Below are 12,421 nucleotides of genomic sequence, written 5' to 3' on the forward strand. Positions count from 1 at the left end.
AAAGAACAAATCCATTGAAGAGGGAAGACGTATAATATAGTGTAATGAGTCAGCGTCGAATTCACATCGATATCCAGGGGATGAGCTGTGCGAATTGCTCACAGACCATTTCCGATGCCGTCACCTCTCTCGATGGGGTTTCGGAGGCGAACATCAACTTCGCCACTGACGAAGGGACTGTGGAGTACGATTCGGACGAGGTTTCATTGAAAAGTATCTACGACGCCATCGAAAACGCTGGGTATACACCGATCACGGAAACGACAACGATCGGCATCACCGATATGTCGTGTTCGAACTGCTCAGAGACGGTGCAGAACGCACTCAAGCAAACACCGGGTGTCATCAAGGCCGACGTCAACTTCGCAACTGACGAAGCACAAGTCACGTACAACCCCACTGAAGCAACTATTGAGGACCTCTACGACGCTATTGAAAACGCTGGCTACGCCCCCGTCCGCGAGGACAACGAATCCGACGCTTCTGCAGGGGATCACCGCGATGCCGCACGCCAGGCGGAAATTCGCAGGCAGCTTCGTCTTACACTGTTCGGTGCTGCACTCTCTGCCCCACTTATCTTCTTCCTCGTTGAGAAGTTCATTCTCGGCGGCGGAATCCTTCCGGAAACGATTCTCGGGATTGAGTTCGGCTGGGTCGAGTTCCTGCTTGCGACGCCCGTTCAGGCTGTCCTTGGCTGGGAGTTCTACAAGAACTCGTACAAAGCACTCGTGAAGAACAAGACCGCCAATATGGACGTGCTCATCGCCCTCGGTTCGTCCACGGCGTATATCTACAGCGTCGTGGTACTGCTCGGTCTGATCTCGGGCGGGCTTTACTTCGACACAGCTGCGCTCATCCTGGTGTTCATCACGCTCGGTAACTACCTTGAGGCTCGCTCGAAGGGGCAAGCCAGCGAGGCACTCCGGAAACTCCTCGAGATGGAAGCCGACACCGCGACGCTCGTCGATGAGGACGGCACCGAACATGAGGTCCCTCTTGAGGAAGTCACGGTTGGCGACCGGATGAAGGTCCGTCCCGGTGAACAGATTCCAACCGACGGCGTCATCGTCGATGGTCAGAGCGCTGTCGACGAGTCGATGGTCACCGGCGAGTCGGTGCCCGTCGAAAAGAGCGAGGGTGACGAAGTCGTCGGGTCGACTCTCAACGAGAACGGTATCCTCGTTGTGGAGGCGACAAAGGTTGGGAAGGATACTGCCATCCAGCAGATCGTTCAAACCGTCAAAGAAGCTCAGTCTCGCCAGCCAGACATTCAGAACCTCGCTGACCGTATTAGCGCCTACTTCGTGCCGGCAGTTATCCTGAACGCTCTCTTCTGGGGTACTGTCTGGTATTTCTTCCCTGGAACGCTTGCTGGATTCGTATCTGCCATCCCGCTCTGGGGCCTCGTCGGTGGAGGGCCAGCCGCGCTCTCGACATTCGAATTCGCTGTCGTCGTCTTTGCGAGTGCGGTGCTAATCGCCTGTCCCTGTGCGCTTGGATTGGCAACGCCGGCAGCGACAATGGTCGGTACGACCATCGGTGCCCAGAACGGCGTTCTCTTTAAGGGCGGTGACATCCTTGAGCGGGCGAAAGACGTAGACACCGTCGTGTTCGACAAAACTGGGACGCTCACCGAGGGCGAGATGGAACTCACTGACGTGGTCGTTTTCGACCCGAACGGTCAGCCAGTTACCGACGGCGGGAAACCGGCGGCCGATGGTGGAGCGCTGTCCACGCGAGATCGGCTCACTGAGGAAGACGTGCTTCGAGTCGCTGCTACTGCCGAAAGCGGGAGTGAACACCCACTTGCTCGGGCAATCGTCGACGGAGCCGAAGAGCGCGACATCGATGTGGCGGACCCGGACAGTTTCGAGAACGTCCCCGGCCACGGGATTCGTGCTATTGTCGACGACAGCGAGGTGTTGGTTGGCAACAGGAAACTACTCCGTGACAACAATATCGATTCCTCATCCGCCGAAGAAACGATGGAACGCCTCGAGAATGAGGGGAAAACGTCGATGCTCGTTGCCTATGAAGGCGAGCTCGTTGGTGTGGTCGCCGACGCCGATACAGTCAAACAGAGTGCGAAAGATGCAGTAACCGCACTTCAGGATCGGGACATCGACGTGATGATGATCACCGGTGACAACGAGCGGACCGCTCGCGCCGTCGCAGAACGGATTGGTATTGATCCAGCCAACGTCCGTGCGGAAGTCCTCCCTGACGAGAAGTCTGATGCGATCGAAGCCATCCAGGACGAGGGTCGCAAGGCGATGATGGTCGGTGACGGTGTGAACGATGCACCAGCACTCGCCGTCGCGTATGTCGGGACAGCTATTGGCAGTGGCACCGATGTCGCTATCGAAGCTGCCGACGTGACGCTGATGCGTGACGATCCACTCGACGTCGTGAAAGCCATCCGCATTAGCGATGGGACCATCGCAAAGATCGAGCAGAACCTCGTGTGGGCGCTGGGCTACAATACAGCGCTGATTCCACTGGCGTCGCTTGGTCTGCTCCAGCCTGTGCTTGCCGCAGGTGCAATGGCCTTCTCCAGTGTGTCGGTGCTTACCAACAGCCTGTTGTTCCGCCAGTACACGCCCGACCACGACTACAAGTTCCTCGGATGGCTGCGCTGACCATCGAGATTCTGATTCAATATGCCGAATGTAACCCGTCAAACGGTTCGAGCGTATCTTGTCGAGAGAGCCGACACCGAGCCGACGTACCTTCGAGCTCGCGATATCGCTAGTGAGCTCGATGGATCGCCGAAAGCCGTTGCACAGTATCTCAGTCAGCTTCAAGACGAACTCTCGGATATTTCGCTAGAGCAATGGGGCCGCTCGAAGAGTACGACGTGGCGGATCGAGTTGCTGGAGTCGTAAGTAGCCCACCACGCCAACGAGAATCGACCCAGATCTTTAAAAACCGATTCTGGGGAGTGATGGACGCTATCTATTCCGGCCTTGCAATGCTCGTTAGCGTGGTCGTTCTCAATTGCAGCATCGATTTGTCGAACACTGTAACGTTTTTCGCAGCAATGTCGGACAGATTGCTAGGGGTAATGTATATCTCGAACAGCGCGACACTCGATTGGTCTAGTTTGTGCCGATCATCGTCGTTAATAAAGAGACGGGGAATCGAGAGTGCTAGTCGGCTGAATGTCCCTGACCTTGTCCCATCTCAGCCGGATTCATCATGCCTTCCTTTACGCCAAAGTGGACGAGAAGAGCGTTAACCGGGAACGCAAAGAGGAACCCGACGGATAGAGAAAAGGCAAGGGCACCCCAGAACAGCAAGTCACCTATCTTCGCCTGGCTGGCAATCAACAAATCCGTACCGATTGCCGAGATTTCCATGATCGTGATGCTCGGCGTTTCACTATAGAGGGCATCGAACATCGCCTCACGGAAGCCGACACCCTCCTGCATGAGTGGGCCGACGGTCAGCGCGTAGCCGAAAATGTATGCGAGTGTGAATGTCCCTGCGGTGACGACCAGCGTACTCTGTAGCGCCAGCAGACCCGCGAGTAGTGCAAACCCGAGAACCTCGCCTGCACCACATCCTGAGTAACAGTGGGCAGTTGATCGGAAGCCCCGACGCCACAGCGAATCATGACTGATCTGAGTTCGCCCGGTATACCAGTAAACGGCGAGACCGAACGGACCAGAGTATAGTACGACCAGTGTCCAGACACCCTTCATTAGCGACGGCAACGCCTGGTTGCGTCGGCGTATGTCCCACAGAAGGGTGCCAACAGAGACAACTACGAGGAGTGCCCAGACACCCATTAGCATCGGGTCCGACAGGATCGGTTTCATCACGTGTCGAACCGGGGCGAGCATGTGTTCGATCTGCTTTATGAGTTGGTGGAGTTGCATGGTCGTTGTGATGACGTTGGAAACTACATCCGCTTCTTGGCTGTTCTGCGACTCATGGCTGTGAAGATACGGTAAAACACGATTTGTGTTGGCGAAGATAATAATATTGTGGCTGCTCTCCCAACTTGCTTAATGCGGGAGAACTATACACTATAGATGTAATTAATATAATCTGTAAATACAACGGTTTTAGCATGACTTATACGGTCTCCGAATCTCCAGTAAATGTATCCTAGACGAACTCCGACCTCAATAGATCAGTTGTATCCTTGATCAACACCTCTGTTGGTGAAACTCTACACAAGACAGATATTCGAAGAAGTTGTTTCTTTAAATGTGGAATGGTAGCATCACTCGTGGCAAATGTCCTCGAAGCGTTACGCATCGGAACCGGGTTCCTTTGGACGGCAGCGTGGGCCATCATCATGGGATTAATCATCACGAGTTGGGTGCAAGTCTACGTTTCCAAAGAACGAATGGGCAAACTTCTCGGAACTGAATCCCTCTCGAGTCTCACGAAAGCGACCGGATTCGGCGCAGCGAGTAGTGGCTGTAGTTTCGGTGCCGCAGCGATCGCGAAAGGCCTCTTTCGAAAGGGAGCTCATCCAATGAACATGCTCGCGTTCATGTTCGCGAGTACGAACCTCATTATCGAACTTGGATTGATGATCCTCATTCTCCTTGGCTGGGAGTTTCTCGTTGCTGAACTCCTTGGCGGACTCATTCTCATCTTCGTGATGGGTATCATCATCCACTTCACCCTTCCTGAAGAGATGTTTGAGCGAGCTCGTGACGAATTGAATGCACGGGATTCCGAGGAAGGAATCGAGACGGATCCAACCTGTGGAATGGAAGGGAGTGAAGAGTTCACTCTCGCTACTGACGGAGGAGAGACGCTCGAATTCTGCTCGCAAGGGTGTATGGAGACATACGAACAGAAGTTGGCTGGACAAGGTGACTGGCGTACCGAACTCACATCATGGGGCGGATGGTACAAACTCGGGAATCAGTACCGCAAGGAATGGTCGATGCTGTACAAGGACGTCATCGCTGGGTTTCTCATCTCCGGATTCGTCATCGTGTTCGTTCCCCAATCCGTGTGGAATACATTATTCCTCCAGGGAAATGGAACGTTCTTTAGCGCTGAAAACGCTGTTATGGGTGTTGCTGTTGCAGTAATCAGCTTCGTCGGAAGTATCGGCAACGTCCCATTCGCCGTTGCACTTTGGTCAGGAGGTGTGAGCTTTGCTGGCGTCATTGCCTTCGTCTATGCCGACCTCATCACGATTCCAGTACTGAACGTCTACAGGAAGTACTACGGCTGGCACGTCATGCTGTACATCTTCGGCGTCTTCTTCGTGACGATGGCGTTCACGGGATTTCTCATGGAGGAACTGTTCGACTTATTCGGGATCATACCGAATCTCGCCGGTGGCGAAACGGCAACTGAACAGACGTATTTTGAACTCAATTACACCTTCGTCCTCAATGTAATTGCGTTCGCTCTCTCGGGATTTCTCTATTACGTCTATCGGAAAGGACTCGGCGCACCGAGTCAAATCCGCGACCCAGTCTGTGGCATGCGGGTCGAACCAGACGGAATTTCGGTAACGCACGACGACGAAATGTTCTATTTCTGCTCGGAAACGTGCAAGCGAGTCTTTGAGCGAGAACCGGATAGGTACCAAGCCGACTTGCCTGAAGGGCGTCCGTCGGACTCTACGCATCCTCACGATCACGACCATCATTGATCAAACGACTTCTCTTTGACAACTAGTTTTGTCCTGGTAAAGACCCAAGTATGTCGTTCACGTAATCTGTTTCGAGTAACATGGGGGGCACGAGTATCTTCGCAGTTGAGACGGGAGTACTGTTTTTCATCTTATTCGGCCTGCTCATCGGGATCCTATTCGGATTCTTTGGTCTCGGTGGAAGCTTCTTCGTTACACCAGCACTCCTCGTTCTCAACCATCCACCTGAAGCTGCTGTTGGATCTGGATTAGTATTTGTTTTTGGAACGTCTCTTTCCGCTGTTGTCTCCCATCGTCGGCTGGGACACATCGATTATAAACTCGGGTTTCTCCTGATTCTAGGGATGACGATCGGAATCGAGGTCGGCAAACGTGGTCTATTCATTTTAGTTGCACAAGGGATCGCAGATCTCGTCATCAGTATCATCTACGTCGGATTGCTACTGGTCGTCGGGCTCTTCGTTTTGCGCGATGCCTCCACCAACCAGCCCGAAGAAGATGGTGGTGTTGATGAATCACTCATCCGTCGTATTGGTACAATCCAGTGTCCGCCGATGGTGTCGTTCAAAGGCGACGTCATTGCCTCCATCTGGGTGGTGTTAGTAATTGCATTCGTAACCGGTGTGCTAGCTGGTTTTCTTGGCGTTGGTGGTGGGTTCCTTGTTCTCCCGAGCCTCCTGTATGGACTCACACTTCCTGAGGCGATTGCCGTTGGGACAGACATCTTTCAGATCTCTGTTTCGAGTGGGTACGGAGCCTTCCTCTATGCCCAAAGTGATGCAGTTCATTTGTCAGCCGTACTCCCATTACTCGGCGGGAGTGTGTTTGGCGCCTACTTTGGCTCACAGCTGACAGAGTTCGTCGATGAGACGAAGTTTAAGGGGATTTTTGCCGGGATGCTGTTAATCGACAGCGCTGCTGTTGCAAGCAAGACAGTCAGCCACGCGTACGGTATTGCTTTCCTGCATGTGCTCAGCCTCGTTCTTCTCTTCGGAACGGCGCTGTTCGTGACTCTTATTGTAGTGTCATTCGGGACCAAAAATTATCTCCAAAATCAACAACAGGTCGGATGAGCCAAAGCTATGAAATATGGAATATATTTATTGCCGATTGGTGGTGAGAGATTTCATGTAACAAAGGCCATAATTGTATGTCTTGTAGGTAATCTGTTGGTCCGAGCTGTTCGTCGGGTTTCCCTTTTCTCTAGTTCAATCGATCTATGATTGGGTTGCTCGTTATGGAGGGAACTTGTATGTGTTCGCGGAGTCTATCTCTACCTATGACGACAGCAGATCAGAGCGGTTCGTTCGTCAGAATCGTCTTCATAGTCCTTGCCGCCCTTCTCCTCGTCCCAGCCGTAATGATGCTGGTTGCGTTCCCACTTATGGGTGGATGGATGATGGGACCGAGATATGGCGGTGGTGTCACTCCACTTTGGGGGTGGATCATGATGCTCGTTCCACTGATCGTCCTGCTTGGTGGGGGCTATCTCCTCTATCGTGGCGTCATGAAAGATGACCTGGGAACCGACCCGGCACTTGAAGAACTTCGGCTGGCATACGCACGAGGGGATCTCTCCGAAGAGGAGTTCGATACCCGTCGTAGTCGCCTTCGACAGAAACAGAATAACCGGTGATGATTCACACAGAGTACAGTAGTTGAGGATCAGTTTATATTACCTCACATGTCGGAATCGGTCATAGAACTCCATCTATTTCTCGCCGATATCGGGGTATTTTCCGGTTCTGTGACGATCTTACGTTGGTTGATAGTAGAGAGAGTATAGAACGAAACCCATCCCGATGATTACAATTATCGACTGAATCATACCCGAATAGAAGATGGAAACGTTAGCGAGGTCGAACAGTATTCCTTCAATGACTGCGCCGATGCTGATCGTCACGAATCCAATCGCGAGATAGAGCATCGGTTGATTGTTGTATCGCTTGTACGCACGATAACTTTGGAGCGCAATAAGAGCACCAAGTATTATCACGATGATTTTTGCGATGATGAGCCCCGCGTGCATTAGGAATCATCCCCTCGGATGTCGTCCCACAACCGATTGAACCGCTCTGGAGCATCGGTCGCTGGCTCGTCTCCAATATCTACCTCGAACTTTCCCTGATAGAGGCGAACTCCGATCTGTTCGACTGCCGCTTCGTACTTCTTATAGTGATTTCCATCGGGTGCTATTCGGTTCTGTTCAGAAAGTAAATTGTGCTCGACTAGCTCCTCGAGTCGTCTATACACAGTTGGTAGTGAAATGCCACAGGTATCGCTCAGTTCATTTGCGGACATGGGTCGCTCACTCGTGACAGAAAGTATGGCTTGGACGTGTTCGTCTCCTAGGAGGGATAGGAGTTTACGAGGGGAACTGTCCTCACACACAGATGTGGATGGTTGTGGCTTGGATAAAGCAGTATGGATTTTCTCTGCCTAGTGCTTCTCATTTAGACTCGACATTTCGAAATGGGCGTAAATGAGCTACTAAGTGGCGTATCTGGCCGCTTATCCTCTTTTGGATTTCGTAAAAATATGGCTCGATTTCTTCTCTACTTTGAAAACTCCGGTAGAGAGTTCCGCATAGTTAGCGAACAGACTTCTTCGGTCGTATTCACTACCGATGTGCTAGGCATAACACGATTAGGTGGGACTCCCGTATCAAAGGATATGGAGAAAAAAGAATATGCGATCCTCGTCGTCATTGCCCTCGCGACTATCGGTATCGGCGTATTCACGACCTCGAAGCCTTTGGGTACGTTCTTTATCGAGAGTACAAAGCACGCAGCGACGACGACTGTCGCCATGGCGTGGATTACGTGGTGGGCGCTCGTGATCGGGTTCGCCATCGCTGGGGGTGTCGAAGCGTGGACGTCAGATGAAGAAGTCGCCGATCTCCTCGAAGGCAACGGCCTCCGTGAGATCGGCTATGGGTCGCTGTTCGGATTTATCTCTTCATCGTGTTCCTACAGTGCCATCGCCACGGCGAAGAACCTCTTCAAAAAAGGAGGTTCTGCAGCGGCCACTATCGGGGCATTCATGTTCGCGTCGACAAACCTTGTCATCGAGATTGGCGCGGTTATCTGGATTCTTCTCGGATGGCAGTTCCTCGCTGCAGATATCATTGGCGGATTCATACTCATCGGGTTGATGGCCTTCGGATTCATCTATCTCGTGCCGGACAAGGTCGTCGAACAAGCCCGACAGAACGTCCTTGACGAAGGAAGTCCAACTGTACAAGACCCAGTCTGTGGAATGGAAGTTAACCCTGAGGAAGCCGACTATTCGACCGAACACGACGGGAAAACCTACTATTTCTGCTCACAATCGTGTAAGGAGAGCTTCGATCCTGAAGAAGCTAATACGACTATCCGTGAGCAGGCAACGTCGTTGTCCGGGTGGAAGGCACTTGCCGACAAGCAGTGGAAAGAGTGGGGAATGCTCTGGGACGAAATCGCCATCGGGTTCATCTTTGCCGGTCTTATCGCTGGATTCATTCCCAAGCAAGTCTGGACGTCAGTCTTTTCGGGACCGGTATTCGGTGTGCCGGTGTACATTTTCTGGACTGCAGTAGTCGGCGCCGTTATCGGGATCGTCACGTTCGTCTGTTCAGTTGGGAACGTTCCATTCGGTACCGTCCTCTGGACGAATGGTCTCCCATTCGGGAGCGTCCTGAGTTATATCTACGCAGACCTCATCGTCCCGCCGATCATGGACGCGTATCGGGAGTACTACGGAACAAAGTTTGCGGCTGTTCTCTCGGGGATGATTTTCATCACCGCAGTCCTCACCGGATTCGTTATCCACTTCCTGTTCCTCGGTCTCGGTCTTATCCCCGACCCCTCGACCGCCAAAATCGCCGAGGTGAAAATCGAGATGAACTACAAGATGGTACTGAATGTGCTGGCGACTGGGTTCTTCTTGTTCCTCTACTGGCTCCATCGGTCCGAGTCCACTGAAAAACACGGCGAACACGCGCAGACGGCGGACTAACTCTTCAATACAAACTTATTTTGGACGCGTGATCGAACGATAACGTACTTCTATTTAACTCATCCTCTGTAGAACAAATTAACGAGTGTGCCGTCGGTAGGCGTCGAAGAGAGCAGGAACACCCAATGGGAACGCAAGCATCCCGAATGCTGTGAGTGCGTATCTCGAAAATGAAGAATTTCTGTAGGCGAGATATGTCGTACCCACCCCAAAGAAGGCGACTCCATAGGCTAGATTGCTCCATAGTGGATCGTACGTTGAACAATACAGCCAACAAACGACCGTGTACGACGGAGCATTCCATGTCGGCGGAGATAGTTTCGGCCAGAAGAACCGACAGTAAGTGGTAAACGCGAGCATCGCCGACACAGGTAACCCAGTAAGCCAGAGACTCGACTGAATGGAGACTCGGGACCCATACCACTGATAGGATTTCAACAGCACGAGTGGGAGCGTGAAGACGACTAACCACAGTCCGATAGTGTACGTGACTGGCCAATGTTCGATACGGGGTTGTGTATATGAAAATCTGAGCGATGGTTGGAGAGTCGCCCACGGAAACGATGGGTCGGGAATCGGATTTGTGACGAACGAAAATCCTATGAAAACAAATCCCAAAATAAATGCGTAGGTGCCCCATGTTGTCAATTGTGCCAATATGATGGGTGATGACTTTTGCAGTGAATCACTCTCCTTTCTTCGATATCTATGGTTATCTCTCGTCACGTAAGTTACTATGAGTTACCAACTGATTGTATTTGTCCTTAAGTTTCGAAATACTCGGCTGTGGTTATTACCTATACAAATGAGGGACCAGAGGATTAGGACGACCATGAGTATAACTAGTATGGAAGTACAGGCGTCAATGGCGGAGCGCCATGCAATCGACTGACCAGCGATAGGATCCCGATTGATAGTCGCTCGTAAAATACTTTGTTAAAAACGAGCACCCAATACCTTCGCCGCGGTCAGGACTGGATCCCAGGTCGTGTTAAACGGCGGTGCATAGGCGAGATCATAATTGGCTAGCTCATCGACGGTTACCCCTTCAGTCACTGCAGCTACGAGAGCGTGACTGCGGTGGACAGCACCCTCTCCGTAGTCCGATACGAGGCAGCCGCCGAGGATGCGCTCAGACTCACGGTCAGCAGTGAGCGTCACTCGTACTGTTCCCCCTCCTGGATAATAGCCGGCTCGGGATTTGGCGTCGATCGTCTCTGTGACCGGGTCAAATTCCACTTCGAGGGCTTTCCTGTGGTCGATAATCCCAGTTCGGGCTGCTTCGACATCGAAGGCCTTGACTGCAGCCGTCCCTGCAACTCCACCTCCTTCAGTGGGGGTACCAGCCACGGTTTGTCCGACTGCTCGACCATGTCGATTTGCAGTCAGTGCCAACGGAACGTAGACTGCTTTATTGGTGATGACATGCTTTGCCTCGGCGCAGTCTCCTGCTGCGTACACATTCGGTTGGTTTGTCTCCCGATACGAGTCGGTCGCAATGGCCCCCGTCTCACCAAGTTTAATTCCGGCGTCTTCAGCCAGTTCCGTTCGAGGTCTCACGCCCGTTCCGAGAAGAACCATTTCGACAGGAACGTGGGTATTGCTGATTACCACTGCTTCAACTCTATCGTCGCCGGCGAGTGCTTTAACTTCCGCATTCAGATGGACTGCAACATCCTGTTCCGAGAGGTGTTCCGCAATAGTTTCGCTCGTCGCTTCACTGAACGTCTTTAGTATGCGGTCACTCCGTTGGAAGAGGTGTACTTCGAAGTCGTTCGCTGCAAGCGCTTCAGCCATCTCAATGCCGATATAGCCGCCGCCAACGATGCCGACTGGCCCGTTACAGGTCTCAAGATATTGGCAAGCAGGGCCTCTGTCGAGCTGTTGTAAGTTACCATCGGATCGTGCCCGGGCTATGTACTCACGTAACTCCTCCCCATCAGTCATCGAATCAAGGGTATAGACCCCTTCGCGATCGATTCCATCGATAGACGGGAGTATGGCTTCGGCTCCGACCGCAATGAGCAAGTCGTCGTATTCCTGAATGACCTCTCCGTTAGTACCGCGAGCAGTAACAACACGTTTGTCGGGGTTGATATCAATCACTTCATGGCCTGTTCGAAGATCGATATCCCGTTCCTTCCGGAACTCCTCAGGTGTCACGGAGACAAGGTCGTCCAATGACTGAATTTCTCCTTTGATGTAATACGGTAACCCACAAGCACCATACGAAACCCAGGAACTTTGTTCGAAGACGATGACATCTAAATCTGGATCGTCCCGTTTCGCTTTACTCGCAGCTGACATACCGGCAGCATCACCGCCCACGACCACGAACGTACTCATAAGAAGTATATCGGTCGCAGCTATCAACTGCCTTGGGGTCACGCACCGAGGTATTCGGAAGCGCATGTAGTAAACTGGATTGGCTAAAATCGTGCATTCTGGGAACGCTATTGCCTATGTGGTCTCACTTTCCATATAACTCAAAAGTTGAGACTGGCGCTCTCAATGCACAGAGTCTCTCGTAGTAGTAATTGATAGCTGGAAATGAGTTGACGTGGAATTATGATGCTGAACGATTGCGTTGGATTTGAGGACGAACCCACGTGATGAGTGCTGCAATCACTAACCCAACGATTGTTGTCCACACCGCCGTGGTTTGATCGGCAGAGATATTCCCAATATTGACCTGGATGAGTTTCCAGAGGAGAAGTGTGCAGATCCAACTAAGCACTCCGAACGACCAGGTTTCATCGTAGGTAACCGGAAGTGCATCATTTGCAAGGAAAA

The 12,421-nt window shown here is 52.2% G+C and carries 10 protein-coding genes; 5 read left to right on the forward strand and 5 right to left on the reverse strand.

Going from position 1 to position 12,421, the window contains the following annotated elements; genetic code table 11:
* Positions 1-44 precede the first annotated feature (44 nt).
* Positions 45-2,639, forward strand: coding sequence for a heavy metal translocating P-type ATPase (locus LJF34_RS27885; RefSeq protein WP_231189957.1), 2,595 nt, complete (start codon positions 45-47; stop codon positions 2,637-2,639).
* Between the two features lie 510 nt (positions 2,640-3,149).
* On the opposite strand, the gene LJF34_RS27890 is transcribed toward LJF34_RS27885, so the two are convergent.
* Positions 3,150-3,881, reverse strand: a complete 732-nt coding sequence (locus LJF34_RS27890; protein WP_231189960.1) for a DUF4396 domain-containing protein — start codon at positions 3,879-3,881, stop codon at positions 3,150-3,152.
* A 341-nt stretch (positions 3,882-4,222) separates the two neighbouring features.
* Here LJF34_RS27890 and LJF34_RS27895 point away from each other — a divergent pair, with 341 nt between their 5' ends.
* From LJF34_RS27895 to LJF34_RS27905, 3 genes are all read left to right on the forward strand, one after another.
* Entirely contained in the window at positions 4,223-5,632 is a 1,410-nt protein-coding gene (locus LJF34_RS27895) for a permease (RefSeq protein ID WP_342765916.1), read from the forward strand.
* Positions 5,633-5,712: 80 nt separating this feature from the next.
* Positions 5,713-6,705, forward strand: a complete 993-nt coding sequence (locus LJF34_RS27900) for a sulfite exporter TauE/SafE family protein (RefSeq protein ID WP_231189964.1) — start codon at positions 5,713-5,715, stop codon at positions 6,703-6,705.
* A 206-nt stretch (positions 6,706-6,911) separates the two neighbouring features.
* Positions 6,912-7,268, forward strand: a complete 357-nt coding sequence (locus LJF34_RS27905) for an SHOCT domain-containing protein (RefSeq protein ID WP_231189965.1) — start codon at positions 6,912-6,914, stop codon at positions 7,266-7,268.
* A 120-nt stretch (positions 7,269-7,388) separates the two neighbouring features.
* Here the strand turns inward: LJF34_RS27905 and LJF34_RS27910 are convergent, their stop codons facing one another.
* Entirely contained in the window at positions 7,389-7,661 is a 273-nt protein-coding gene (locus LJF34_RS27910) for a hypothetical protein (RefSeq protein WP_231189966.1), read from the reverse strand.
* Positions 7,661-8,023, reverse strand: a complete 363-nt coding sequence (locus LJF34_RS27915) for a helix-turn-helix domain-containing protein (protein ID WP_231189967.1) — start codon at positions 8,021-8,023, stop codon at positions 7,661-7,663. Before LJF34_RS27915 ends, LJF34_RS27910 begins: the two co-directional genes overlap by 1 nt.
* A 282-nt stretch (positions 8,024-8,305) precedes the next feature.
* On the opposite strand from LJF34_RS27915, the gene LJF34_RS27920 reads away from it, so the two are divergent.
* Positions 8,306-9,628 (forward strand): permease, encoded by a 1,323-nt coding sequence (locus LJF34_RS27920; RefSeq protein ID WP_231189968.1) that lies wholly within the window; start codon positions 8,306-8,308, stop codon positions 9,626-9,628.
* A gap of 936 nt (positions 9,629-10,564) precedes the next feature.
* Here LJF34_RS27920 and LJF34_RS27925 read toward each other — a convergent pair.
* The gene (locus LJF34_RS27925) at positions 10,565-11,974 is read right to left on the reverse strand and encodes an FAD-dependent oxidoreductase (protein ID WP_231189969.1); all 1,410 of its coding nucleotides are present in this window, start codon (positions 11,972-11,974) and stop codon (positions 10,565-10,567) included.
* A gap of 220 nt (positions 11,975-12,194) precedes the next feature.
* Positions 12,195-12,421: hypothetical protein (locus LJF34_RS27930; RefSeq protein WP_231189970.1), on the reverse strand; the 227-nt coding region annotated here is incomplete at its 5' end.

The organism is Haladaptatus sp. DYF46, from assembly GCF_021083305.1.
Lineage (GTDB): Archaea > Halobacteriota > Halobacteria > Halobacteriales > Haladaptataceae > Haladaptatus.